We start from the raw sequence: 25,328 nt of genomic DNA on the forward strand, positions 1-25,328 counted from the left end.
ACACCTCCTCCTTTTTCTCCAATTTTTTGATAAGCTTACAAGTTGATGGCTTCTCCGCCGGTAACACCATAAATCTGTGCTGTCACATAGCTAGCTTTATTCGAAGCTAAAAAGACATAGACAGGTGCCAGCTCAGCTGGTTGTCCTGCCCGCTCAAGTAACGCTTGCTGACCAAATTCAGGCAGCTGGTCTTGCGGTTGGCCATGATCTAACTGTAATGGTGTCCAGATCGGTCCTGGGGCTACCCCATTGACGCGAATTCCTTTTTCAGCAAATTGTTTCGCCAAGCTGACTGTAAAACTGGCGATCGCCGATTTGGTTGCCGCATAATCCATTAAATGGGCACTTGGACTAAAGGCTTGGACAGAAGTCGTTGTCACGATCGCTCCCCCAGCCGGTAAGTGCGGCTCAGCAGCTTTGACTAATGCAAACATGGAGATAATGTTTACCATAAAGGTATCTTTCACTTGTTCAATCGGTAATTCTGCAATCGATGGCCGCGTGATTTGCTGTGCTGCGTTCAATACTAATGTATCTAACCCACCTAATGCTGCCACCGCTTTGTCAACGATCTCTTGTGGTGCCGCTTCGTCTCGCAGGTCATAGGGGAGCAAAATCACTTTGCGCCCAGCTTCTTTGATGTACCCTGCAACTTCTTCGGCATCTTCTTCTTCTCCTGGGAAAAAGTGTAGGGCAATGTCTGCTCCTTCACGGGCGAAGGCAATCGCTGCTGCACGTCCGATCCCAGAATCCCCACCGGTGATCAGTACTCGCCGGTTTTCTAACTGCTGACTTCCCTCATAAGATTCTTCACCACAATCAGGTTTTGGTCGCATTTCTTCTTGTAAAGCAGGCGTATCTTGTTCCTGTTTGCTGTATTTACCCGTGTGATAAAGTTCCCGTGGATCAGTCAAAATAGGTTCACTCATTCTTACGTCCTCCTTTTCTCTATAATAAAATTCTAAACCATTCATTTTTTTTTGGGAAATATAACGCTTTGTTAACAAAAATAAATCATCGTTTATTAGAAAATGAAAAAAGAAAGTGCCCTCATTTTTGACCAGAAATCAAATAATTTCCCTTTTTTATAGAAGGGGGTAAACTAATAAGTAGTAACTGGTAGTACCTGTAAAAGGGAACCCCTAAGAAAATGACCTTGGATCAAGAAAAAGGAGGAAACAAAGAATGCCTTGGAATGTCCGTGATTATCCTGCGTCAATGAAGAATCTAGACCCCTTAGTTCGTAAAAAAGCGATTGATATCGCCAATGCCCTGCTAGCCGATGGCTATTCGGATGATCGGGCAATCCCGATCGCCACGAGTCAAGCAGAAAAATGGTATGACAATGCAGATGAAGAGGAGAAGAAAGCTTTTCAGAAAGAAAAAAATCCGCAAAAAGACGATACCCATCAAACCAATAAGAATGCGGAAAAATTAATGGATGCGGATGTAGAAGTTGTGTATGAAGACGACCAATGGCAAGTCCGTTCCAAAGGGGCGAAACGTGCCAGTGATCATTTCGACAAGAAAGCAGATGCCATCGCCCGTGCCAAAGAAATCGCCGAAAACAAAGAATCCGTGGTGAACGTTTATAAGAAAGACGGCGACCATCAAAAGGATATTGATTTGAGAGAATAAAATTGGCTGCAAAAAAGCGGAAGGAGGTCTTACCTTTGTCGTTTTATCGGCGCGAAACGTTGCCTACTCTTTCGCTTTTTTGTTTCCTTTCACAGCTAGGTTTGATTAAAACTAAAGCAACCGTTTCTTTTAAAAAGCAGCAGTTCGTTGTCAGAAACCTAAAAAACGAAGACCTTTTGAATGAACCATCACTTTTAAAATTTCTCGACATCCTAAAAAATAAGCCTATGAAATGCTGATCTAGCAACAGTTGTGAACCATCCGTTACCTCTGTAAACTAGCTTGTGCTTTCTTTAACTAAATAAACCTTGTATACTTGAATTATTAAAAGTACAAGGAGTGGTGTTTGTGAAAAAATTATTTTTTGTGCCGTTTATTTTTCTTTGTTTCCTCTTTGCTCTCCCAGCTGCCGCCCAGACAGTGGAAGAACCTGAACTCGTTTATGACTTAGCATCAGATAGTCCCTATAAGCAGCTGATCACGGTAGATGAAGAAGGCAACGAGGTGATTTTGACCATTGAAAAATTGCCGTCATTCCGAGCAAATCTGGCAGCGGGAACGTATCGTGTGTCAAAAACATCCGCAGGTAATTGGACCGCTAGTTATAATGTAACGGTCAATAGCCGCAATCAATTTACAGGCACTTCGAATTTAAGTTTAGTTGCTCACAGAGGAAGTATCACTTCTAGTTCATTAACTCACACGTCCACCAAAGCCACCTGTACGTTTAAGCAAAAAGCAGGTATAATCACTACCAATGGGAGTGTCGTAACCACGATCTCAAATGGGAAGCTAGTTGTTAAATAGCAGATAGGAGCATACATTGGCTTTAGCAGAACAATTAAAAAGCTGTCGCGAGTCTTCCGGATTGTCGCAAACAGCAGTCGCAGAAAAATTACAGATTTCACGCCAGTCGATTTCAAAATGGGAAAATGGGCGCGGCTATCCAGATATTGAGAATTTGATTTTGTTGAGCGATCTCTACCAAGTCTCGATTGATGAGCTTTTACGTGAGAACGAAGCCTTAAAAGAGCGGATCGAAACCAACAATCAAGAAATCAACGACAAGAAAGAAAAATTGTCGTTACTCCAAAGAACGATGGCAGCAGATAAAGATGAAAGTCTCCTCTTGCTACTGTTAGCTGGAATCGGCTCCTTTCTTTTTCCTTTAGGACTGATCTTAGATGGCTTTGTTTTATGGCGTAACAAAAAAGCCAATAATTTTTATGTATTGATCTATATCGTCTGTGCCTTCTCGATTTTCTTGAATTTGTACGATGGCTATGTCCATCTCAGCAACATCATGAATTGGGGAACCACTACGATTGAAAAAGTGGAATAACTTTATTATTAAGACAAAAAGCCCGCTGCGAATTGTTTTCGCAGCGGGCTTTTGACACTCTATTTACCATTTATAAATTGGTTTTTCAAAGAATATTAACCGTCTTTAGTTAACCTTTGCAATCTTCCCTTGCTCGATATACACCATCAAAATACTGATATCAGCTGGGTTTACTCCGCTGATACGGCTCGCTTGGGCGATGGTTTCGGGTTGGATTTTTTGCAGTTTTTGTTTGGCTTCTGTTGCCAAGCCATTGATAGCGGCATAGTCGATGTTTTCAGGAATGCGTTTGGCTTCCATCCGTTTGAGTTTCTCCACTTTTTCGAGAGCTTTTTTGATATAGCCTTCGTATTTGATTTGGATCTCGACTTGTTCGATCTCTTTTGGCTTCAATGCTTCATTGGCTTCGATAAATTGTAGCATTTCGGCATACGTCACTTCAGGCCGACGCAAGAATTCATTTGCTAAAACGCCATCTTTCAAGGTAGCCGTCCCTTTAGCAGTCAAATACGCTTGTACTTCTGGCGTTGGTTTGATGCGGATCTTAGATAAACGTTTAATTTCTGCTTCAACAGCTTCTTTTTTCGCTACATACGCTTCGTATTGTGCTTCTGGGACGAGCCCGATTTGATGTCCCACTTCGGTCAAACGCAGATCCGCATTATCATGACGCAGCAATAAGCGGTATTCGGCACGAGAGGTCAATAAGCGGTAAGGTTCATTGGTTCCTTTGGTCACCAAATCATCGATCATCACACCGATATAACCGTCGCTGCGTTTCATAATGAAGGGATCTTTGCCTTGAATTTTCAAAGCGGCATTGATGCCTGCGATCAAGCCTTGACCGGCCGCTTCTTCATAGCCGCTGGTTCCGTTGGTTTGTCCTGCCGTAAAGAGGTTTTCGATGACTTTGGTTTCTAATGTTGGACGCAATTGATGAGGCACCACGACATCATATTCAATGGCGTAACCCGTCCGCATCATTTCCGCTTTTTCTAAACCTGCGATGGAATGCAGCATTTGGACTTGGACATCTTCTGGCATAGAAGTAGAAAGCCCTTGAACATACACTTCTTCGGTGTTCAACCCTTCTGGTTCCAAGAACAGTTGGTGACGAGATTTGTCTGCAAAACGCACGATTTTGTCTTCGATAGATGGGCAATAACGGGCACCTACTCCTTCGACGATCCCTGTAAACATCGGCGCCCGGTGTAAATTCTGGTTGATGATTTGGTGCGTCCCTTCGTTCGTATAGGTCAACCAGCAAGGTTCTTGGTTTTGATTGTAGGCTTCATCGGGTGTGCTGTAACTAAAGTGATTCGGTTGTTCATCGCCAGGCTGGATCTCCGTTACCTCATAGTTGATGGTGCTGGATTTTACCCGCGGTGGTGTACCGGTTTTAAAACGAGCGATCTCTAGGCCAAGCTCTTTCAAATGATCGGCTAGTCCAATCGATGGCTGGGAGTTGTTTGGTCCAGAAGAATACTTCAACTCTCCAATGATGATCTCTCCTCGCAACGCTGTTCCCGCAGTGATCACTACAGCTTGGGCTTGGTAACGAGCGCCTGTAGAGGTCACGACGCCACGGCATTCGCCTTCTTCAACGATCAGCTTTTCAACGATTCCTTGGCGCAGTGTCAGATTGGCTTCTTTTTCGATCGTTCGTTTCATTTCAGCCGCATAGGCATGTTTATCGGCTTGCGCCCGCAAGGCCCGCACAGCGGGACCTTTTCCTGTATTGAGCATCCGCATTTGGATGTAGGTTTTGTCGATATTTTTGCCCATTTCTCCGCCTAAAGCATCGATTTCGCGCACCACGACGCCTTTTGCTGGTCCGCCGACGGAGGGATTACAAGGCATGAATGCGACCATGTCTAAGTTGATGGTCAGCAAGAGGGTTCTTGCTCCCATTCGGCTGGCTGCTAAGGCAGCTTCTGATCCGGCATGGCCGGCACCAACAACGATCACGTCATAACTTTCTGCTTGATATTCTTGCATGGTGTTCTCCTTTTTACGCCAGTGGCGCATTCTTTATTTTCCTAAACAAAACTGACTGAACAATTGGGTGATCAACTCATCTTGGACACTGTCGCCGACAACTTCCCCTAGATAGTCCCAGCAGCGTGTCATATCGATTTGAACCAAGTCGACAGGCATTCCTGCTTCGATCCCTTGGATGACCTCAGACAACGACTGAACGGCATTTTCTAATAAGGCAATGTGGCGGGTGTTAGAAAGATAGGAAGCATCCTTATCGGTGGTTTTGCCCCCAAAGAATAGATCGGCAATAGCTTGTTCCAGTTGGTCCAAGCCTTCACTCGTCAACACAGAGACAGAAAAAATCGGTTCATCTGCTGCGTACTGTGCTAGCTCAGCGGGTGCTAATTTTGGCTCAAGGTCGGTCTTATTCAATAAGATGATCCGACGGCTGCCAGCAGTCAGCTCCAGCAATTGTTTGTCTTCCTGGGTCAATCCTTCGCTTTGGTTGAGAACCAGCAAAATCAACTCCGCTTCTGCCAATGCTTTGCGGCTGCGTTCGACCCCGATTTTCTCAACGACATCTTCTGTTTCGCGGATACCAGCCGTATCGATCAGTTTCAACGGTACCCCGCGAACATTGACATACTCTTCAATGACATCTCGAGTCGTACCAGCAATGTCTGTCACGATGGCTTTTTCTTCCCTTAATAAATGGTTCAATAAGCTGGATTTACCGACATTCGGCCGACCGATGATCGCAGTACTCAAACCTTCTCGCAAAATTTTTCCTTGTTGGGCAGTCGCTAATAAGGCTTGGATCTGCCCTTTGACCATCGTGGCTTTTTCTAACAATAAGCGGGTCGTCAATTCTTCCACATCATCGTATTCAGGGTAATCGATATTCACTTCAACTTGTGCCAGCGTCTCTAAAATCTCTTGGCGTAAAGTCCGAATCAAGTGGGAAAGATTGCCATCCAGCTGATTGACAGCGAGATTCATCGCCTTATCGGTCTTGGCACGAATCAAGTCCATCACCGCCTCGGCTTGAGAAAGGTCAACCCGTCCGTTTAAAAAGGCCCGCTTGGTGAATTCTCCCGGCTCAGCCAACCGTGCGCCTTGTCGTAAAACCAGCTGCAAGAGTTGATTGACGACAACGATCCCGCCGTGGCAGTTGATCTCGACGACATCTTCTCGGGTAAAGGTCCGCGGCTTTTTCATCACTGATAGCATCACTTCATCCATCAAACGGTTTTCTTCTGGGTCCACGATATGACCATAATGGATCGTATGACTAGGGACTTGGGCGAGGGTTTTAGTGCCTGCTTGAAAAATCCGATCCGCAATTGCGATCGCTTCTTCCCCGCTTAATCGCACAATACTGATGGCCCCTTCGCCTGGCGGGGTGGAAATCGCGGCAATCGTATCAAATTCTTGCGTTATATTCACCATGTTGCTTGCTCCTCCTATTTTTTCACATAAAAAAAGTGCCCACTCCACCCGTCAAATTGATTGAAAATCAATAAAAACGAGTAGACTTAGCACTTTGACTGCTTGTCAATTAAATTCTGGAAATAGATTAGCACATTTTTGCGTGAGTCGCAAGCTTCCTTCAAAAACTTTTAAATTTTGCATCTGTCCGCAAAAACCTTTAAAATAAAAGCAAAGAATAAGAAAAGAGGGATCTATTATGGAAACCATCAAATCATCAAACAGCGCTGCTCGCATTAAAGAAATCATTTTATCGACAGGAAACGTGAATCGGCCTTACGTCGTGCGGGATATCGTCTTTGCGGCAGACAAAATCGAAGTAGATCTATTTGATACATCTGTGAATTTGAACGATCTGTTGGCAGATGTGACCTATCGCTTAAAAGAAACCGCCCACAGCTACGGAGCGAATGCAGTGATCAACTGTCATTTCGAACATGACCGCATCGTCGAAGGCGACAAAACCTACCTTGAGATCTTTGCCTATGGTACAGTGGTTCAATTTACTCAATCAACCATCGGCGGCTAATTGCCTCTATCATCAAAGAAAAATACAAAAAAGAGTCCGCGGCATACGGACTCTTTTTTGATACCAAAGGCTGACCTACGTAACGTATGTTGACTTTGATAAGAATGATTTCTAGTCAAGGATACTTGGTTTTAAATTTGTTGTCAATCGCTTTTTCCCATCAAAAAAGGGAAAGGCTTGTCAGACCGCCTTTCCCTTTTTTCATTAAATTCGTTTGTCCGCAGGTTCCACTACTAAGTAGCGATACGGTTCATCCCCTTCAGAATGAGTTTGAACATACGCATCTTTACTCAAAACTGAATGGATCTGCTTTCTTTCAAACGCCGGCATCGGTTCTAAAAAGACTGGGCGGCCTGTTCGTTTGACTTTTTCAGCAGTACGGCTAGCCAAACGTTCTAAGATCGCTTGACGTTTTTCACGGTAATCTCCGACATTCACTACAATCGACAATTTGTTTTTCGCGATGCGGTGAATATACACTTGCGCCAAATATTGCAGTGCATTCAAGGTTTTGCCGTGCTTCCCAATCAAAATGCCTTGTTTTTGCGTTTCTAAATGAAAGACGACCACGCCGTCTTGACGAGCGGTTTTTACTAAGGCGGGTGCATTCAATGCTTTTGAAATATTTGTCAGATAGAGTCCCAGCTGAGCCAGCGCTTCCTCATCTGAAAGATCCGTCAGCAAAACAGGTTCGCTCGCTGCTGCTTCTATCACACTGCTTGCATCCTCTGTCGTCACAGGATCTGGTTCTACCAGCGGTTTTGCTGGTACTTCTTCAACGGGTGCCGGTTCTTCAACGATTCGTTTTTCAATGGAGACCCGTGCTTGTTTTTTTCCTAGACCCAAGAAGCCTTTTTTTCCTTCATCCAGGACTTCGATTATTGCTTGATCTTTGGTGATACCAAGGACTTGCAATCCCTCTTGAATTGCTTCATCTACTGTCAGATTTTCATAAATCGGCATTGCAGTGCAACCTCCTCTTATTTTTTCCGTTTCTTTTTAGGACTCATTGCTTTTTTCAGCGCACGTTCACGCTCGCGTTCTTTGCGGGCAGCTTCTTCTCTTTCTTGGCGAATCTTGAATGGGTTATTTAAGATCATTGTTTGCACAACTTGGAATGCATTGGAAACGACCCAGTACAAGGAAAGACCACTGGCAATGTTGATCCCCATCAGTAAGATCATCATCGGCATAGCGAAATTCATGATTTTCAGACTCGCATTTGATTCCACTTGGCTCATACTTGATAAGTAGGTACTTGCAAAAGTAAAGAGCGCCGCTAAAATCGGCAAGATGAAGTATGGGTCACGATCACCCAGCTGCAGCCATAAGAATTTTCCTTCTTGCAGAGCAGGAACCCGTGAGATCGATTGCCACAAGGCCATCAAAATCGGCATTTGTACCAATAATGGTAGACAGCCGGCATAAGGATTGACATTGTTTTCCGCATACAAACGTTGTGTTTCTTCTTTTAACTTGCTTTGTGTTTCTGTATCTTTTGACGCATATTGCTGCTGCAGCGCTTTTAACTTCGGTTGTAATTCTTGCGTTTTGCGCATGCTTTTGGTTTGGAAGTGCATCAACGGCATCAAAATGACCCGAATGATCAATGTAAAGAGGATAATCCCGATCCCGGCATTGCCGAAGGAGAGGGCTTTGATCGCCTCTGCAAAATAATAAACGATGTAACGGTCCCATAGACCAGTACTTTGTGCATTTACTTCACCTGTTGCACCGCAGGCAGATAAGACAACTACTAATGAGAGAACTCCCAAAAATAGTAAGACGCGTTTCCCTTTTTTCACGTAACTAATTCCTTTCCATTAATGAATAATTTTGGCAAGTTTTAAGACATGCTCTAAATTCGAGTAGATTTCCTTTGAGGAACAAGTGGCGATACTTGGACGGGCGATCACGATGAAATCGACCGCTGGTTCGATTCGCGGCTTCATTTCCGTTAAACATGCACGGATCTTGCGCTTGATCTCATTTCGCTTCACTGCATTACCGACTTTTTTCCCTACAGATAAACCAACTCGAAAATGTGATTGCTCTTTAGGTAAGACATACACCACGAACTTCCGATTTGCAAAAGAATTTCCTGCCTGAAAAACTTTTTGAAAATCTTGCTCTGTTTTTACTCGATAGGATTTTCTCATCTTCGGTTCCTTCACTTCTTTCAATTAAGCTTCGCGAAACGGATTGAATCCGTAACCACTCACCTGTCAATAATACCATATTTGCCAAAAGTCAGACACTATATTCCGCAAAAACGGCATAAAAAAAAACCACTGGCATTCAGTGGCTTACGCAGAAATAACCTTTCTGCCTTTACGACGACGGCTAGCTAAAACACGACGTCCATTTTTTGTACTCATACGTTTACGGAATCCGTGAACTTTTTGACGTTTACGTTTATTTGGTTGATACGTTCTTTTCATTTATTTCCACCTCCATCAGGATAATGCTTATGCGCACAGACATACTTTGATAGTATAACGAGTCAAGTACTAGTTTGTCAATAAGAAGTTTGCTCAAAATCAGGCATTCTTTATCCACAATCCCTTTGATTTGTGTGGGTTTGCTGTTTATAGTCAATTTTTGTGGATAACTTTTTCCCCAGAGTTATTTTGGCTTTTTCCACAAACAAACAGCCTGTAGAAAAGTTTTCCACAATCACTTTTTTAACTGTTGATAACTTCCCTAAAACCTAGTGTTATCAAGGCGTGATCTTCACATCGATCTGTGGATAAAGGAGATTTTTTTATAGTTATGCACATTCTTTTTCTACCTGTGGATAGTCGAATTTCGAACATGTGCATTTCCATTTTTCTTTTATCCCGTTTTGTGGAAAAGTATTTTTTTCTAACCTTTTTTATCGTAATCTGTGGAAAACTTTTTCAATCCGTGCTATTTTAGTTATATCTATTCTTAGTTATAGGAGGACAATTTATGCCATCTGCTGATTCTATTTGGCAAGATCTTCAACGTTCCTTTAAAGAAGAGCTGAATCCGGCCAGTTATAGTGCTTGGATCGAGACTGCCAATGTCTTGTCGTTTGAAAAAAATCAGCTGCTGATCGAAGTACCCAGCGATCTTCATAAATCTTATTGGGAAAAAAATCTAGCTGCCAAAATTGTTGAAATGGGATTTATGAAAACTGGTGAAGAATTGATTCCTAGTTTTGTGACTGTCGAAGAAGCAGAAGCTTTAAAAACAGCCCCTTCTACTATTCAAACAGCTGCAGAAGAAAACGAGCGGCCGCCGAAATCGATCTTAAATGAAAAATACACATTTGATACCTTTGTCATCGGGAAAGGCAATCAGATGGCCCACGCTGCTGCTTTAGTTGTTGCAGAAGATCCTGGGTCTATTTATAATCCGCTGTTCTTCTATGGTGGCGTTGGTTTAGGGAAAACCCACTTGATGCACGCGATCGGTCATCAAATGTTGCTGAAACGTCCCAATGCTAAAATCAAGTACGTTAGTAGTGAAAATTTCACCAATGATTTCATTACTTCTATTCAAAAGAACAAAATGGAAGATTTTCGAAACGAATACCGCAATGTTGATCTTTTGCTGGTGGATGATATTCAATTCTTAGTCAATAAAGAAGGAACCCAAGAAGAATTCTTTAATACCTTCGAAGAACTGTATCGCAATAATAAACAGATCGTCCTGACAAGTGATCGTTTGCCAAATGAGATCCCGACTTTGCCGGAACGTTTGGTTTCCCGTTTTGCTTGGGGCTTATCCGTTGATATCACCCCGCCGGATCTAGAGACGCGGACTGCGATTTTGCGGAAAAAAGCCGAAGCCGAACGCTTGGAGATCCCCGACGATACCTTAAGTTATATCGCTGGGCAGATCGATTCGAATATCCGAGAACTTGAAGGAGCACTCGTGCGGGTGCAAGCTTTTGCTACGATGCAAAACTCAGACATTACAACGAGCTTGGCAGCTGAAGCCATCAAAGCCTTGAAATCAAGCCATGGCTCGACCCAAGTTTCGATTTTGCAGATCCAAGAAGAAGTCGCAAAATACTATCACATTCATGTCAATGATCTAAAAGGGAAAAAACGGGTCAAAGGCATCGTTGTCCCACGCCAGATCGCGATGTATCTCTCTCGAGAATTGACCGATAGTTCTTTACCAAAAATCGGCGGCGAATTTGGCGGCAAAGACCATACAACGGTCATTCATGCCCATGAAAAAATTCAGCATTTAGTCGAAACAGATCCCACGATCAAAAATGAGATCGCTGAAATCAAACAAATCCTCTTCAGCTGATCTGTGGATAAGAAAAGAAGAACCAAAAAAGTTGTCCACAAGTTATTCACAGGCATTTTCGTTAGTCTAATCACTCTTTTCTCGAGTTATCCACATTACTAACAAGCCTATTACTACTATTACTTTTATTTAATAACTATAAATTAAAGGAGTATCGCTATGAAGCTAACTTTAAACCGAACAGAGTTCATGCAAGAATTACAAACTGTCCAACGGGCGATTTCAACCAAAACCACCATCCCGATCTTAACTGGAGTAAAATTATCCCTTTCCGAAAAAGGATTGACCATGACTGGGAGCAACGCCGATATTTCCATTGAAACTTTTTTAAGTGTGGAAAACGAAAAAGCGCAAATGCAAATCGAAAAAACAGGAGCGATCGTTTTACAAGCACGTTTCTTCAGCGAAATTGTTCGTCGTTTACCTGAAAGTACCTTAACGTTAGAAGTTTTAGACAATAATCAAGTAGCGATCACTTCTGGAAAAGCCAACTTTACCGTCAACGGCTTGGATGCCGATAGTTATCCACATTTACCAGTTGTCGAAAGTCAAGATTCGATCGAGATTCCAGCGCACGTATTGAATAAGGTCGTTAGTGAAACAGTCTTTGCGGTTTCGCAACACGAAAGCCGTCCGATCTTGACTGGGGTCCACTTTGTCTTAGAAAATCAAAAATTATTAGCTGTTGCGACGGACTCACACCGTTTGAGCCAACGGGTGATTCCATTGGAAAGCGGAGAAACAGCCTTCAACATCGTGATTCCTGGCAAAAGCTTAACGGAACTTTCTCGTTCCTTAACAGATGAAGAAGAAGCGATCCAAATCAGCATTATGGATAACCAAGTGTTGTTCCAAACGAAAACCATGAAATTCTATTCTCGTTTATTGGAAGGAACTTACCCAGATACCAACCGTCTGATTCCTTCAAGCTTCAATACTGAGATTGAATTTTCTGTCCCAGAATTGTTACAAGCCATCGAACGGGCGTCATTGCTTTCTCATGAAGGCCGTAACAACATCGTACGTTTGGCGATCTCCGAAGAAGCCGTTGTCTTATATGGAAACTCACCAGAAATCGGGAAAGTCGAAGAAGATCTTTCTTTTGAAAAAGTGACCGGCGACCCATTAGAGATCTCTTTCAATCCTGACTATATGAAAGCAGCCCTCCGAGCATTTGGTGACACGAGCATCGTGATCCGCTTTATCTCAGCGATCCGTCCCTTTACATTGGAGCCAACAGAGAGCAAAGGCAGCTTTATCCAGCTGATCACACCGGTGCGAACCAACTAGTTTTTCATGTCTTTTGAAAAAAGTTGAAACAATCATCTGAAAATGAATAAATGAGTTAAAAGGGCTTAAAATCGTTTTTAAGCCCTTTTTTCTATTTAGGCTTCTTTTTTGTCTAAAAGCAGTAAGTCTTCTGAGAATGAAAAATATGCCGATGAATTTGTTTTCTTGGCAAAAAAAGAGTATAATAGAGCTAAACGCTCTTTGATAGAATTGAGGGGAATTATGAAAATGCAAATACCGTTAGAAACGGAATACATGACACTTGGACAAATGCTCAAAGAAGTCAGTGTGATCAGCAGCGGCGGCCAAGCGAAATGGTACCTTGCAGAGCACACCGTTTTTGTCGACGGCGAGCCAGAAAATCGACGAGGGCGCAAATTGTATGCGGGAATGCGTGTTGAGCTACCTGATGAAGGTACTTTTTTTATGGTGAAGAAGGAAGACGCCGATGCGGCTGAATGAGTTGCATTTAAGCAATTATCGGAACTATGATTCGCTGACACTGACTTTTGAGAAAGGTCTGGTCATTTTTTTAGGCGAAAACGCGCAAGGAAAAACCAATATTTTAGAAAGCATCTATGTATTGGCGATGACCAAAAGCCACCGCACCTCCAGCGAGCAAGAGCTTATCCGCTGGGACACAGAAGGGGCGCGGATCTCTGGCAGTGTCAGTCGGGGACGCTCAACGATCCCGTTAGAACTGTTTTTGTCAAAAAAAGGACGAAAAACGAAAGTAAACCACATTGAGCAAAAAAAGCTCAGTAGTTACATAGGGCAGTTGAATGTCATTTTATTTGCTCCAGAAGACCTCTCCCTTGTAAAAGGAAGTCCCCAAGTCCGCCGCAAATTTCTCGATATGGAAATAGGGCAGATCGATCCAATCTATCTTTATGATCTCGTTCAATACCAATCCGTTTTGAAACAGCGCAATCAATACTTAAAACAGCTGAACGAAAAAAAACAGACCGATGAGATCTATTTAGATGTTTTAACGGAACAGCTGGTGGCTTTCGGCAGTAAAATCATTTTAGCCAGACAACGATTTGTTCAGCGCTTGGCGTATTGGGCAAATCAACTGCACCAAAAGATCAGCCAAGGAAAAGAAACCTTGCAGATCGACTACTTATCGAATGTGCCCGGTGAGGCGAGTGCGCTGGAGGAGATCCAACAGCAATTTGTCAAAGCCTTGGCACAAGTCAAAGACCGTGAACGATTTCGGCAAGTCACGTTGGCAGGTCCCCATCGAGACGATCTGGATTTTTTGATCAATGAGAAAAATGTTCAGACCTTTGGTTCGCAAGGACAGCAGCGAACGACCGCCTTAAGTGTTAAATTGGCAGAAATCGATTTGATGAAAGAAGAAACGGGGGAATATCCCGTCCTTTTATTAGATGACGTTATGAGTGAGCTGGATGATTCCCGACAACTGCATTTATTGGAGACCATTGAAGGAAAAGTTCAGACCTTTCTGACAACGACGACATTAGAACATGTGAAAGACAAAATGTCTGTGGAAGCAGAGATTTTTTATGTAGAGCAAGGACATATTAAAGGAGAATAGACTGAATGACAGAAGAAGAAAAAAGCTTAGTTGAACGTGCAAAAGCCTATGATGCCAGTCAGATCCAAGTGCTGGAAGGACTAGAAGCCGTCCGCAAACGACCTGGGATGTATATTGGTTCTACCAGTTCAGAAGGTTTGCACCACTTAGTATGGGAAATCGTCGATAACTCGATCGATGAAGCACTAGCAGGCTTTGCCTCAAGTATTCAAGTGATCATTGAACCAGATAATAGTATTACGGTCGTCGATGACGGTCGGGGGATCCCCGTTGATATCCAAGCCAAAACAGGCCGTCCAGCGGTAGAAACCGTCTTTACGATCCTGCATGCCGGCGGGAAATTCGGCGGTGGCGGCTACAAAGTATCTGGTGGACTGCACGGGGTAGGTTCCTCCGTCGTTAATGCGTTATCCACGACTTTAGACGTAAAAGTCTATAAAGAAGGCAAAGTGTATTATCAAGAATACCATCGTGGGGCAGTCGTTGATGACTTGAAAGTGATCGATGAAACCGACCGCCACGGAACGACCGTCCACTTTGTTCCGGATCCAGAGATCTTTACGGAAACAACCGTATTCAATTTTGATAAATTAGCGACACGGGTTCGGGAATTAGCCTTCTTGAACCGTGGCTTAAAAATCTCGATCGAAGACAAACGGGAAGAAAAACCCGTCTTGAAAGAATATCATTACGATGGCGGGATCAAGAGCTATGTGGAGCATTTGAATGCAAGTAAGACAGTGATTTTCCCAGATCCGATCTACTTAGAAGGAGAACAACAAGGAATCACGGTTGAAGTTTCCATGCAATATACCGATAGCTACCACAGCAACCTGTTGAGTTTTGCCAACAACATCCATACCTATGAAGGCGGAACCCATGAATTCGGGTTTAAGACTGCCTTGACACGGGTGATCAATGATTACGCCCGCAAGTCAAAATTGATGAAAGAAAACGACGAAAACCTGACCGGAGAAGATGTTCGGGAAGGATTGACGGCAGTTATCTCTATCAAGCATCCAGATCCTCAGTTTGAGGGACAAACGAAAACCAAATTAGGAAATTCCGAAGTGCGGACAGTCACCGATCGTCTCTTTTCGGAACATTTCACGAAATTCTTGATGGAAAACCCGAATGTGGGTCGTCAAGTCGTGGAAAAAGGACTTTTGGCATCAAAAGCCCGTCAAGCAGCCAAACGTGCCCGAGAAATGACTCGCCGAAAAGGTGCGTTAGAAATCAGTAACTTACCTGGGAAATTAGCCGACTGTTCCAGTAATGATCCAGAAAAATGCGAACTGTTTATCGTCGAAGGAGATTCTGCCGGCGGTTCAGCAAAACAAGGCCGCAGTCGCGAATTCCAAGCGATCTTACCGATCCGTGGAAAAATTTTAAATGTCGAAAAAGCCAGCATGGACAAAATCTTAGCAAATGAAGAGATCCGTTCATTGTTTACAGCAATGGGAACTGGGTTTGGTGCTGATTTTGATGTAGCAAAAGCCCGTTACCACAAGCTAGTTATCATGACCGATGCCGATGTCGATGGTGCCCATATCCGGACCCTGCTTTTGACGCTGTTCTATCGTTATATGCGTCCAATCGTTGAAGCTGGTTATGTCTATATCGCACAACCGCCATTGTACGGTGTCAAACAAGGGAAAAATATCCACTATATCCAACCCGGCAAGAATGCCGAACAAGATTTGAAAAATACGATTGAATCACTGCCTGCGACACCAAAACCAACGGTTCAACGCTACAAAGGTCTAGGGGAAATGGATGACCACCAGTTATGGGAAACCACGATGGACCCTGAAAATCGGATGATGCTGCGGGTCAGCGTAGATGATGCCATAGAAGCCGATCAAATTTTTGAAATGCTGATGGGGGATCGCGTCGAACCAAGACGGGCCTTTATCGAAGAAAACGCGCACTACGTGAAAAATCTTGACATCTAGCCAATCGTAGAGGAGGAAACAGCTTGAGTGAAGAAGCAAAACAAAATATTCATGACGTCAATCTGACCAGTGAAATGCGCGAGTCCTTTATCGATTATGCAATGAGTGTAATTGTTGCTAGGGCTTTACCAGATGTGCGGGATGGCTTAAAGCCGGTTCACCGCCGAATTTTATATGGAATGAATGAATTAGGGGTCACACCAGACAAGCCCCATAAAAAATCAGCCCGGATCGTCGGCGATGTCATGGGGAAATACCATCCCCATGGTGACAGTGCGATCTATGAATCAATGGTGCGGATGGCACAGCCCTTTAGCTATCGCTACATGCTAGTCGATGGCCACGGAAACTTTGGTTCAGTCGATGGTGACGGTGCCGCTGCGATGCGGTATACCGAAGCCCGCATGAGTAAACTGGCGATGGAGATGCTGCGGGACATCAACAAAGATACCGTTGATTTCCAAAGCAACTATGATGATACAGAACGAGAACCAGCGGTATTACCTGCCCGCTTCCCGAACCTTTTGGTCAACGGGACGACTGGGATCGCTGTTGGGATGGCGACCAATATCCCGCCTCATAACTTGAATGAAGTCATTGCAGCCATCGATCTATTGATGGAAAATCCAGAAGTCACAACGAGTGAATTGATGGAAGTCCTACCAGGACCAGACTTCCCAACTGGCGGGATCGTGATGGGAAAATCCGGTATTCGCCGTGCCTATGAAACAGGGAAAGGTTCGATCACTGTTCGCGGAAAAGTCGAAGTGACTGAAATGCCCAACGGCAAAGAACGGATCTTAGTGACTGAATTGCCATATATGGTCAATAAAGCGAAGTTGATCGAACGGATCTCTGAGCTGCACCGTGACAAACGGATCGAAGGAATCACCGATCTGCGGGATGAATCGTCTCGTGAAGGCATGCGGATCGTGATCGACGTTCGTCGCGACGTCAGTGCGTCGGTGATCTTAAATAATCTCTACAAAATGACTGCACTGCAATCTTCTTTTGGCTTTAATATGTTAGCCATTGAAAAAGGCGTGCCGAAGATTTTGAGCTTGAAACGAATTTTAGAAAACTACATCGAGCACCAACAAGAAGTGGTGACTCGTCGGACACAGTTTGATAAAAACAAAGCAGAAGCTCGTGCCCACATCTTGGAAGGATTACGGATCGCATTGGATCATATCGATGAGATCATTGCTTTGATCCGAGCATCAAATTCTGATGATGAAGCAAAAAATAGCATGATGGAGCGCTTCAAATTGTCCGATCGCCAAGCGCAAGCGATTTTAGATATGCGTTTGCGTCGCTTGACTGGTTTGGAACGCGACAAGATCGAAAACGAGTACCAAGGTTTGTTAGAATTTATCGCTGATTTGACAGACATTTTAGCAAATCCACAACGAGTCCTAGAGATCATTCAAACGGAGTTGCAAGAATTAGGCCAACGCTTTGGTGATGATCGCCGGACTGAATTATTGGTTGGGGAAGTCTTAAGTCTTGAAGATGAAGATTTGATCGAAGAAGAAGAAATCGTCATTACCTTGACGAACAATGGGTACATCAAACGAGTAGCTAAGTCTGAATTCCGTGCACAACGCCGCGGCGGACGTGGCGTTCAAGGAATGGGGATCCACGATGAAGACTTCGTGAAGACGTTGGTTTCTTGTTCGACTCATGACACATTACTGTTCTTCACCAATAAAGGGAAAGTTTACAAAGCCAAAGGCTATGAAATTCCTGAGTATGGTCGGGCAGCCAAAGGGATCCCTGTGATCAATCTCCTAGGGATCGATTCTAGCGAACGGATCGAAGCGATCATTTCGGCTTCTGGTGGGCCTCAAGAAGGACGCTACTTGTTCTTCACGACGCGTCTAGGTGTGGTCAAACGGACCTCAGTGACGGCCTTTTCAAATATCCGTGCCAATGGTCTGATTGCGATCGGTCTTCGGGAAAATGATGAGTTGGTCAATGTAATTGAAACCCACGGCGAAGATGTCGTGATCATCGGAACCCACGATGGCTACTCTGTGACCTTCAAAGAAGCCCTTGTGCGGGATATGGGCCGAACAGCTGCTGGTGTGCGAGGCATTCGTCTAAGAGACGGAGACTACGTGGTAGGCGCTGCAGTGATCACAGAAGACAGTGAAGTCTTGGTCATCACTGAGAACGGCTATGGCAAGCGTACCAAAGGCTCTGAATACCCAATCAAAGGTCGTGGCGGAAAAGGGATCAAAACAGCCAACATTACGGCGAAAAACGGTCCATTAGCCGGCTTGACGACGGTCAGCGGTGAGGAAGACATCATGGTGATCACCGATAAAGGCGTCTTGATTCGTTTCAATGTAGCGACTGTTTCCCAAACTGGTCGGGCAACCTTAGGGGTTCGTTTGATGAAGATGGAAAACAATGCCAAAGTAGTGACGATGGCAACGGTTGAACCAGAAGTCGAAGAAGAACTAGCGACTGCTGAAGAAACAGCGGTACAAGACGTACCAGATGTGGAAGAAACAACGGAAGACACCACGGATACACAAGAATAAGCAATACGTTTTTCTAGGAAGACAGCAACCTGCGAACCTGCAGCTTGCTGTCTTCCTATTCTTTTTCAAAAAATCGGCAGCAGCTGACGTATTTATCAGTGTAAGCGATTGTTTGCGGTGATGGGTAGATGCAGGGACGCAAAAAAACAGCTTGCAGTAAGGACGAAAAAAGTGTATAATAATTATTTGTGAGTAGTCTAATTAGACCACTCTCTCTGCTCCTAGAAAACTAGGGGCCAAAGTCCACAGGGAGGTGAAAAATCAATGGAAAACACGAAATATGAGATTCTATATATCATTCGTCCAAACATTGATGAAGAAGCAAAAGCCGCATTGATCGCTCGTTTTGACTCAATCTTAACTGATAACGGCGCTGAAGTTATCGAATCAAAAGATTGGCAAAAACGCCGTCTAGCGTATGAAATGGATGGATTCCGTGAGGGTATCTATCACATCGTTAAAGTTTCTTCTTCAACAACTGCAAGTGCAATCAACGAGTTTGACCGTCTTGCGAAAATCAATGATGACATTATCCGTCACATGATTGTCAAAGAAGAAGCATAATATTGTTTCACATGAAACAAAAGCGATGAGGAGATGATGAACTTTGATTAATAATGTTGTACTAGTAGGAAGACTAACCAAAGATCCTGATTTACGTTACACTTCTAATGGCACTGGTGTCGCAACCTTTACCTTGGCGGTAAACCGCAATTTTACCAACCAAAGTGGAGAGCGCGAAGCTGATTTCATCAACTGTGTTATTTGGAGAAAACCAGCGGAAACATTAGCAAACTATGCACGCAAAGGAACTTTATTAGGGGTTACTGGACGTATTCAAACCCGTTCATACGACAACCAACAAGGCCAACGTGTTTATGTAACAGAAGTCGTTGCTGACAACTTCCAATTATTAGAGTCGCGGAATGCTTCCGAGCAAAGACGCACAACTGATAGCGGATCTGGCAGTAACAATACGTATAACTCAAACAGTTCTTCTGGATTTGGTAACAATAACTCAAATCAAACTCAATCCTCTCAACCATCAGGAATGCCTAATTTTGATCGAGACAACTCCGATCCATTCGGAAACTCATCAATCGACATTTCAGACGATGATTTACCATTCTAAGAAATTGATAGGAGGGAAATAGGATGGCACAACAAAGAAGAGGCGGACGCAAACGTCGTAAAGTAGACTACATTGCTGCAAACCATATTGAACATATCGATTATAAAGATATTGAATTACTAAAACGTTTCATTTCAGAACGCGGTAAAATCTTACCACGTCGTGTAACTGGTACTGGTGCGAAAAACCAACGCAAACTTACCATTGCAATCAAACGTGCGCGTATCATGGGATTACTTCCATTCGTAGGCGAAGAATAAATCGAATGATTTTTATTGACAAGTTTCTTTTGAAGCTTGTCAATTTTTTTATCCATCGAAGAGTAACTTGTTATTTTATATATAGATAGAATAACGAATGATAGAAATTTTTTCCTAGTTGGTTCACCAAAAAAGTTTCACGTGGAACTTTTTTGCATCAATCGCCTATTTGATTGTTTTGTGGTAAAATAAGGAACAAAGCTTCAAAAAAATGGAATGATACATTGAGGGGTAAAAAAGATGGCAGCAATTGGGTTGATTTCAATTGATAATTACGATGATTTGATTGAGAAAAAAGACGACAAACAAGTTTCTTATTTGAACTCGCTGATCACGACATTGATTTCTGATTGGGCAAGTGAGAATCATGTTTTTTACAAACGAATCAATTCCGAGCGGTTTCTTTTCGTCGCGAAGTATTCAGATATTGAGCGGATGAAGGAAGAAAAATTCCAATTTTTGACTAGAGTACGGCAAGTTGCGGAAAAAAATGATCTGCCATTAACGATCAGTATGGGGATCTCCTATGGGGAAGAGTCTTTTGAAGAGATCGGGGAAGTGGCACAAAACAATCTCGACATTGCGTTAGTTCGCGGCGGTGATCAAGTCGTTTTAAAAGAAGCCAAAGAAGAAGCAAAACCGCAATTCTTTGGTGGCAATACAGACGGCACACCCAAGAGAACGCGTGTTCGTTCTCGTGCCATGAGTACGGCGTTGAGAAAGATTTTTGCTGAAAACCAGCGGATCTTTATCATGGGTCATCGTTACCCAGACATGGATGCCTTAGGTTCGGCTTTTGGGGTGGCTTACATGGCGATGATGAGCGACAAAGAATGCTACATCATTTTAAATCCAAAAGAGATCACCGCAGACATTCAACGGGCATTGGAAGAATTGAAAAAATACCCCGAGCTGGAACGATTTGTGATCACTGGGGAAGAAGCAGTTAATTTATCAAATGAAGAAAGTGTGCTAGTGATGGTAGATTACCATAAGCCGTCGATGTCGATCTCGCAAGCGGTCTATGATGAATTTGACAAAATCGCAGTGATCGATCACCATCGTCGCGGGGATGAGTTTCCCGATAAGCCACTATTGACGTATATTGAATCTTCCGCGTCTTCGGCATCGGAACTGGTAGCAGAATTAATCCAGTATCGTGCTTCTCGCAGATCGCAAGTCCCGAAATTTATTACGACTTCTTTATTAGCGGGCATCTACGTGGATACGAAGAACTTCACGGTGCGAACCACTGGTCGGACCTTTGATATTGCTGGTTATTTGAAAAACCAAGGCGCAGATACGTCATTGGTTCAATACATGTTGAGTACGGATCTCGATTCCTATTTGATGATCAGTGAACTGGTTTCTCGCAGCCAGCATTTCCGAGAAGATATCGTGATTGCTGCAGCGGATGAAGATCGGGTGTACGATAGTGTCACCGTTGCGAAAGCGGCCGATACTCTGCTATCGATCAATGGGATCCATGCCGCATTTGTCATTACGAAACAACCAGGAGATTTGATCGGTATCAGTGCTAGAAGCACTGGTAAAGTCAATGTACAAACCTTGATGGAGGCATTAGGCGGCGGCGGACATTTTACCAACGCAGCCACGCAAATAAAGAACAGCAGCATTGGTGATGTAGAAAACCAGCTGCGAGCGGAATTAACGAAAAATGAACAATAACAAGGAGTGACCAAGATGAAAGTTATTTTCTTACAAGATGTCAAAGGCAAAGGCAAAAAAGGCGATATCAAGGAAGTCCCTAATGGCTACGCACAAAACTTTCTGATCAAAAACAACTTAGCCAAACCTGCCAACAATGAAAGCATGGCAGAATTAAAAGGCAAACAAAAAGCCAAAGAAAAACAAGACGCAGAAGTCTTAGCAGAAGCGAAAGAGTTAAAAGCACTTCTTGAAAAGGAAGAAACCGTTGTGAAAATCAATGCCAAAGCAGGGGAAGATGGCCGTTTGTTCGGTTCGATCCCATCAAAACAAATCGCAGATGCCTTGAACAAGCAATACAAAATAAAGATCGACAAACGCAAAATCGAATTGGATCAGCCGATCCGTGCATTAGGCTTTACGCAAGTACCTGTAAAATTGCACCCACAAGTAACGGCAACGATCAATGTTCATACCATCCAAGAATAAGCATTACTCCCAACAGTCACATGTTGGGGTTTTTTTCGGCAAACGTCCAAGCAATCTTGTACTTTGGATGGGAATCTTGTAGAATGAATGGACGAAGGAGCGAATGGCATGAATGAAGTTTGGCAAAATCAAGTTCCCCCACAAGATATTGAAGCGGAACAAGCGGTCCTAGGGGCAGTCTTTTTAGATGCCGATGCGATCATCGATGCAATGGAAGTAATCGCCCCAGAAGATTTTTATCGCCGCAGCCATCAAATAATTTTTCAAGCAATGATCCAGTTGAACGACCGTAGTGAATCGATCGACTTGATTACGTTGAAAGCAGAAATTGAAAAAAGCAACAGTCTTGAAGATGTTGGCGGCCTGACGTATCTGACTGAATTGAGTCAAGCTTCACCATCAGCAGCAAGTATTGCTTATTATGCGAAGATCGTTGACGACAAAGCCACGTTACGCAATCTGATCCAAACAGCGAGCCGCATCGTAACCAAAGGCTTTGAACAAGATGAAGATGTGCAGTCGATCATTGATCAAGCAGAAAAAAGTATTTTAGAAGTATCCGAAAAGCGCAATAGCAATGGCTTCCAATCGATAGCGGAAGTCTTGAATCGGACGATCGAAACGATCGATCAGTTGGCGCAAAACAATGAAGAAATCACCGGATTACCTACGGGTTATGCGGCTTTAGACAAAATGACGGCGGGGCTGCAAAAAGAAGAGCTGATTATTCTCGCTGCCCGCCCCGCGGTAGGGAAAACCGCGTTTGCCTTGAATATCGCGCAAAATGTCGGAACGAAAACCGATCGTTCCGTAGCGATCTTTAGTCTGGAAATGGGGGCTGAATCATTGGTCAATCGGATGCTGTGTGCGGAAGGCTCGATTGAGGCCAGTCACTTGCGGACGGGGCAGCTCTCAGAAGAAGAGTGGCGCAATTTGATCGTTGCCATGGGCAGTCTTTCTAACGCCAATATCTATATCGATGATACCCCTGGGATCAAGATCTCTGAGATTCGGGCACGTTGTCGGAAACTGGCGCAAGAAAAAGGCAATCTCGGCTTGATTTTGATCGACTACTTGCAGCTGATTGAAGGAACGGGTCGCGAAAACCGCCAACAAGAAGTCTCTGAGATCTCTCGCCAATTAAAGAAACTGGCGAAGGAATTGAAAGTGCCGGTGATCGCATTGTCTCAGCTTTCTCGGGGTGTGGAACAGCGACAAGACAAACGTCCTGTTTTAAGTGATATCCGGGAATCAGGATCGATCGAGCAGGATGCCGATATCGTTGCTTTCTTGTATCGGGATGACTACTACCGCAGTGAAGGCGACGATGACGATGAACCAGAAGAACAACAAAACAACAATGTGATCGAAGTCATTATTGAGAAAAACCGGAGTGGTGCCCGAGGGACCGTCGAACTTCTATTCATCAAAGAATACAATAAATTCTCCTCGGTCTCGCCACGAGAAGAGTTCGGGTAAGACACCAACGATGTGAGAAACCAAGGCTCCTGCTGCCGTCTGCATTGCGCTGATGGCAGTAGGGCTTTTTTTATGTGCCGACTTTATTCGTTTTTACGTGTATAAATAATTATTCCAAAGAAAATAGTTCGTTTTTTACCCCTGAAAAATGAGAATTTAAAACGATTATTCGATTTTAGATTGAAAGAGCTTGCGAATCTTGTTACAATACTTAAGGAATGCACTAATTAAAGAAAGAGGTCATTATATGTCATCTGTAGTAGTAGTAGGTACACAATGGGGCGATGAAGGTAAAGGAAAGATTACGGACTTTTTGAGTGAAAACGCGGAAGTCATTGCACGTTATCAAGGTGGAGACAATGCCGGCCATACGATTAAATTTGACGGTGTGACCTATAAACTGCATTTGATTCCTTCTGGGATCTTTTATGCAGATAAAATCAGTGTCATTGGAAACGGGGTCGTTGTGAACCCGAAATCATTAGTTAAAGAATTAGCATACTTGAAAGAAAACAATATAATAACAGAAAACTTAAAGATTTCTGATCGTGCACATGTTATTTTACCTTACCATATCCATTTGGATCAGCTGCAAGAAGATGCCAAAGGTGACAACAAGATCGGTACCACGATCAAAGGGATCGGACCAGCCTATATGGATAAAGCTGCCAGAGTCGGCATTCGGATCGCTGATCTTTTAGACAAAGAAATTTTTGAAGAACGTCTGCGTATCAACTTAGAAGAAAAAAATCGTCAATTCGTGAAAATGTTTGACGCAGAGCCAATCGCTTTTGAAGACATTTTTGAAGAGTATTACGAATATGGCCAACAAATCAAAAAATATGTGACGGATACTTCGGTGATCCTTAACGATGCCTTAGATGAAGGCAAACGGGTTTTATTTGAAGGGGCACAAGGCGTGATGCTGGATATCGACCAAGGAACCTATCCTTTCGTGACATCATCCAACCCCGTTGCTGGGGGAGTCACTATTGGTAGTGGTGTGGGTCCTTCAAAAATCAACAAAGTCGTTGGTGTCTGCAAAGCTTACACCTCTCGGGTAGGAGATGGTCCTTTCCCAACGGAACTGTTTGATGAAACAGGTGAACAAATTCGTAAGATCGGTCGTGAATACGGAACAACGACAGGACGTCCTCGCCGTGTGGGCTGGTTTGATACCGTCGTGATGCGCCATTCAAAACGTGTTTCAGGGATCACGAACCTATCCCTTAACTCGATCGATGTCTTGAGCGGCTTAGAAACCGTGAAGATCTGTACGGCTTATGAACTAGACGGCGAATTGATCTATCATTACCCAGCAAGCTTGAAAGAGTTGAACCGCTGCAAACCAGTCTACGAAGAACTTCCTGGCTGGTCTGAAGACATTACTGGCTGCAAAACATTAGCAGATTTGCCAGAAAATGCACGCAATTACGTTCACCGCATCTCTGAATTAGTCGGTGTCCGCATTTCGACCTTCTCGGTAGGACCAGACCGCAGCCAAACCAACATCTTAGAAAGTGTTTGGGCGCAAATCTAATCTGACGCAAAAGCTTCAGAACAAGACGAAGAACTCCTGTGTCAAAAGCAGTCAACGATAAGTTTGGCTGCTTTTGATGAGAATTTCTTCTGTCTTGTTCTTTTTTTGCTATAATAGGGGGTAACGAGAGGGGTGAAA

Annotated in this window: 24 protein-coding genes; 17 read left to right on the forward strand and 7 right to left on the reverse strand. The window is 43.7% G+C overall.

Going from position 1 to position 25,328, the window contains the following annotated elements; all coding sequences use genetic code 11:
• Positions 1–35 precede the first annotated feature (35 nt).
• Positions 36–929, reverse strand: a complete 894-nt coding sequence (locus tag A5883_RS13645; protein WP_005226260.1) for an SDR family oxidoreductase — start codon at positions 927–929, stop codon at positions 36–38.
• Between the two features lie 256 nt (positions 930–1,185).
• Here A5883_RS13645 and A5883_RS13650 point away from each other — a divergent pair, with 256 nt between their 5' ends.
• The 3 genes from A5883_RS13650 (at position 1,186) to A5883_RS13665 (ending at position 2,980) form a co-directional block, all read left to right on the forward strand.
• A complete protein-coding gene (locus A5883_RS13650) occupies positions 1,186–1,638 on the forward strand; it encodes a DUF2188 domain-containing protein (RefSeq protein WP_005226261.1) in 453 nt (150 codons plus the stop codon).
• 339 nt (positions 1,639–1,977) lie between these two features.
• Entirely contained in the window at positions 1,978–2,445 is a 468-nt protein-coding gene (locus A5883_RS13660; protein ID WP_060791704.1) for a DUF5626 family protein, read from the forward strand.
• Positions 2,446–2,461: 16 nt separating this feature from the next.
• Positions 2,462–2,980 (forward strand): helix-turn-helix domain-containing protein, encoded by a 519-nt coding sequence (locus A5883_RS13665; protein WP_005226263.1) that lies wholly within the window; start codon positions 2,462–2,464, stop codon positions 2,978–2,980.
• A gap of 105 nt (positions 2,981–3,085) precedes the next feature.
• Here A5883_RS13665 and mnmG read toward each other — a convergent pair whose 3' ends face one another.
• Together mnmG and mnmE are read right to left on the reverse strand one after the other, a co-directional pair.
• Positions 3,086–4,978, reverse strand: coding sequence for a tRNA uridine-5-carboxymethylaminomethyl(34) synthesis enzyme MnmG (gene mnmG, locus A5883_RS13670; RefSeq protein ID WP_086338852.1), 1,893 nt, complete (start codon positions 4,976–4,978; stop codon positions 3,086–3,088).
• 33 nt (positions 4,979–5,011) lie between these two features.
• Positions 5,012–6,409, reverse strand: coding sequence for a tRNA uridine-5-carboxymethylaminomethyl(34) synthesis GTPase MnmE (gene mnmE, locus A5883_RS13675; RefSeq protein WP_086338853.1), 1,398 nt, complete (start codon positions 6,407–6,409; stop codon positions 5,012–5,014).
• A 238-nt stretch (positions 6,410–6,647) separates the two neighbouring features.
• Between mnmE and A5883_RS13680 the strand changes: the two genes are divergently transcribed.
• Entirely contained in the window at positions 6,648–6,977 is a 330-nt protein-coding gene (locus tag A5883_RS13680; RefSeq protein WP_005226284.1) for a heavy metal-binding domain-containing protein, read from the forward strand.
• A gap of 204 nt (positions 6,978–7,181) precedes the next feature.
• On the opposite strand, the gene jag is transcribed toward A5883_RS13680, so the two are convergent.
• From jag to rpmH, 4 genes are all read right to left on the reverse strand, one after another.
• Positions 7,182–7,940 carry an RNA-binding cell elongation regulator Jag/EloR gene (gene jag, locus A5883_RS13685; protein ID WP_086338854.1) on the reverse strand — a complete coding sequence of 253 codons (759 nt, stop codon included), beginning with the start codon at positions 7,938–7,940 and terminating at the stop codon, positions 7,182–7,184.
• Between the two features lie 17 nt (positions 7,941–7,957).
• Positions 7,958–8,782, reverse strand: a complete 825-nt coding sequence (locus tag A5883_RS13690) for a YidC/Oxa1 family membrane protein insertase (RefSeq protein ID WP_010748469.1) — start codon at positions 8,780–8,782, stop codon at positions 7,958–7,960.
• Between the two features lie 18 nt (positions 8,783–8,800).
• Positions 8,801–9,136 carry a ribonuclease P protein component gene (gene rnpA, locus A5883_RS13695; RefSeq protein ID WP_086338855.1) on the reverse strand — a complete coding sequence of 112 codons (336 nt, stop codon included), beginning with the start codon at positions 9,134–9,136 and terminating at the stop codon, positions 8,801–8,803.
• 147 nt (positions 9,137–9,283) lie between these two features.
• The gene (gene rpmH / locus A5883_RS13700) at positions 9,284–9,418 is read right to left on the reverse strand and encodes a 50S ribosomal protein L34 (protein WP_002356012.1); all 135 of its coding nucleotides are present in this window, start codon (positions 9,416–9,418) and stop codon (positions 9,284–9,286) included.
• 511 nt (positions 9,419–9,929) lie between these two features.
• Between rpmH and dnaA the strand changes: the two genes are divergently transcribed.
• From dnaA to A5883_RS13770, 13 genes are all read left to right on the forward strand, one after another.
• Entirely contained in the window at positions 9,930–11,267 is a 1,338-nt protein-coding gene (gene dnaA / locus A5883_RS13710) for a chromosomal replication initiator protein DnaA (protein ID WP_015508676.1), read from the forward strand.
• A 159-nt stretch (positions 11,268–11,426) separates the two neighbouring features.
• Positions 11,427–12,557: a DNA polymerase III subunit beta gene (gene dnaN, locus A5883_RS13715; RefSeq protein WP_005226354.1), complete on the forward strand. Its 1,131-nt coding sequence runs from the start codon at positions 11,427–11,429 to the stop codon at positions 12,555–12,557.
• Between the two features lie 222 nt (positions 12,558–12,779).
• Positions 12,780–13,019 (forward strand): S4 domain-containing protein YaaA, encoded by a 240-nt coding sequence (gene yaaA / locus A5883_RS13720; RefSeq protein ID WP_008376781.1) that lies wholly within the window; start codon positions 12,780–12,782, stop codon positions 13,017–13,019.
• Entirely contained in the window at positions 13,006–14,118 is a 1,113-nt protein-coding gene (gene recF, locus A5883_RS13725) for a DNA replication/repair protein RecF (protein WP_086338857.1), read from the forward strand. Before yaaA ends, recF begins: the two co-directional genes overlap by 14 nt.
• Positions 14,119–14,123: 5 nt before the next feature.
• A complete protein-coding gene (gyrB, locus tag A5883_RS13730; RefSeq protein WP_005226359.1) occupies positions 14,124–16,073 on the forward strand; it encodes a DNA topoisomerase (ATP-hydrolyzing) subunit B in 1,950 nt (649 codons plus the stop codon).
• A gap of 23 nt (positions 16,074–16,096) precedes the next feature.
• Positions 16,097–18,622 (forward strand): DNA gyrase subunit A, encoded by a 2,526-nt coding sequence (gene gyrA / locus A5883_RS13735; RefSeq protein ID WP_016608933.1) that lies wholly within the window; start codon positions 16,097–16,099, stop codon positions 18,620–18,622.
• A 264-nt stretch (positions 18,623–18,886) separates the two neighbouring features.
• Entirely contained in the window at positions 18,887–19,186 is a 300-nt protein-coding gene (rpsF, locus tag A5883_RS13740; protein WP_005226363.1) for a 30S ribosomal protein S6, read from the forward strand.
• A 43-nt stretch (positions 19,187–19,229) separates the two neighbouring features.
• Positions 19,230–19,754 carry a single-stranded DNA-binding protein gene (ssb, locus tag A5883_RS13745; RefSeq protein ID WP_005226365.1) on the forward strand — a complete coding sequence of 175 codons (525 nt, stop codon included), beginning with the start codon at positions 19,230–19,232 and terminating at the stop codon, positions 19,752–19,754.
• Positions 19,755–19,777: 23 nt separating this feature from the next.
• Entirely contained in the window at positions 19,778–20,014 is a 237-nt protein-coding gene (gene rpsR / locus A5883_RS13750) for a 30S ribosomal protein S18 (RefSeq protein WP_005226367.1), read from the forward strand.
• 240 nt (positions 20,015–20,254) lie between these two features.
• Positions 20,255–21,703, forward strand: coding sequence for a DHH family phosphoesterase (locus A5883_RS13755; protein ID WP_015508681.1), 1,449 nt, complete (start codon positions 20,255–20,257; stop codon positions 21,701–21,703).
• Positions 21,704–21,718: 15 nt separating this feature from the next.
• Positions 21,719–22,171 (forward strand): 50S ribosomal protein L9, encoded by a 453-nt coding sequence (gene rplI, locus A5883_RS13760; RefSeq protein WP_005226371.1) that lies wholly within the window; start codon positions 21,719–21,721, stop codon positions 22,169–22,171.
• 108 nt (positions 22,172–22,279) lie between these two features.
• A complete protein-coding gene (dnaB, locus tag A5883_RS13765) occupies positions 22,280–23,650 on the forward strand; it encodes a replicative DNA helicase (protein ID WP_005226374.1) in 1,371 nt (456 codons plus the stop codon).
• Between the two features lie 247 nt (positions 23,651–23,897).
• Complete coding sequence (locus A5883_RS13770; RefSeq protein WP_005232916.1) at positions 23,898–25,190, forward strand: adenylosuccinate synthase; 1,293 nt, start codon at positions 23,898–23,900, stop codon at positions 25,188–25,190.
• The last annotated feature ends 138 nt before the right edge of the window (positions 25,191–25,328 follow it).

Origin of the sequence: Enterococcus sp. 5B3_DIV0040, assembly GCF_002140755.1 — a bacterium.
Classification (GTDB): Bacteria; Bacillota; Bacilli; order Lactobacillales; family Enterococcaceae; genus Enterococcus_D; species Enterococcus_D casseliflavus.

What these genes read in the sequence shown, in the direction of transcription:
- rplI (WP_005226371.1), top strand. Translation starts at nt 21,719, where the DNA reads ATGAAAGTTATTTTCTTACAAGATGTCAAAGGCAAAGGCAAAAAAGGC.
- gyrB (WP_005226359.1), top strand. Translation starts at nt 14,124, where the DNA reads ATGACAGAAGAAGAAAAAAGCTTAGTTGAACGTGCAAAAGCCTATGAT.
- mnmG (WP_086338852.1), bottom strand. Translation starts at nt 4,978, where the DNA reads ATGCAAGAATATCAAGCAGAAAGTTATGACGTGATCGTTGTTGGTGCC.
- A5883_RS13770 (WP_005232916.1), top strand. Translation starts at nt 23,898, where the DNA reads ATGTCATCTGTAGTAGTAGTAGGTACACAATGGGGCGATGAAGGTAAA.
- rpsF (WP_005226363.1), top strand. Translation starts at nt 18,887, where the DNA reads ATGGAAAACACGAAATATGAGATTCTATATATCATTCGTCCAAACATT.
- recF (WP_086338857.1), top strand. Translation starts at nt 13,006, where the DNA reads ATGCGGCTGAATGAGTTGCATTTAAGCAATTATCGGAACTATGATTCG.
- A5883_RS13650 (WP_005226261.1), top strand. Translation starts at nt 1,186, where the DNA reads ATGCCTTGGAATGTCCGTGATTATCCTGCGTCAATGAAGAATCTAGAC.
- A5883_RS13680 (WP_005226284.1), top strand. Translation starts at nt 6,648, where the DNA reads ATGGAAACCATCAAATCATCAAACAGCGCTGCTCGCATTAAAGAAATC.
- rpsR (WP_005226367.1), top strand. Translation starts at nt 19,778, where the DNA reads ATGGCACAACAAAGAAGAGGCGGACGCAAACGTCGTAAAGTAGACTAC.
- rpmH (WP_002356012.1), bottom strand. Translation starts at nt 9,418, where the DNA reads ATGAAAAGAACGTATCAACCAAATAAACGTAAACGTCAAAAAGTTCAC.
- jag (WP_086338854.1), bottom strand. Translation starts at nt 7,940, where the DNA reads ATGCCGATTTATGAAAATCTGACAGTAGATGAAGCAATTCAAGAGGGA.
- rnpA (WP_086338855.1), bottom strand. Translation starts at nt 9,136, where the DNA reads ATGAGAAAATCCTATCGAGTAAAAACAGAGCAAGATTTTCAAAAAGTT.
- dnaN (WP_005226354.1), top strand. Translation starts at nt 11,427, where the DNA reads ATGAAGCTAACTTTAAACCGAACAGAGTTCATGCAAGAATTACAAACT.
- dnaA (WP_015508676.1), top strand. Translation starts at nt 9,930, where the DNA reads ATGCCATCTGCTGATTCTATTTGGCAAGATCTTCAACGTTCCTTTAAA.
- dnaB (WP_005226374.1), top strand. Translation starts at nt 22,280, where the DNA reads ATGAATGAAGTTTGGCAAAATCAAGTTCCCCCACAAGATATTGAAGCG.
- mnmE (WP_086338853.1), bottom strand. Translation starts at nt 6,409, where the DNA reads ATGGTGAATATAACGCAAGAATTTGATACGATTGCCGCGATTTCCACC.
- yaaA (WP_008376781.1), top strand. Translation starts at nt 12,780, where the DNA reads ATGAAAATGCAAATACCGTTAGAAACGGAATACATGACACTTGGACAA.
- A5883_RS13645 (WP_005226260.1), bottom strand. Translation starts at nt 929, where the DNA reads ATGAGTGAACCTATTTTGACTGATCCACGGGAACTTTATCACACGGGT.
- A5883_RS13755 (WP_015508681.1), top strand. Translation starts at nt 20,255, where the DNA reads ATGGCAGCAATTGGGTTGATTTCAATTGATAATTACGATGATTTGATT.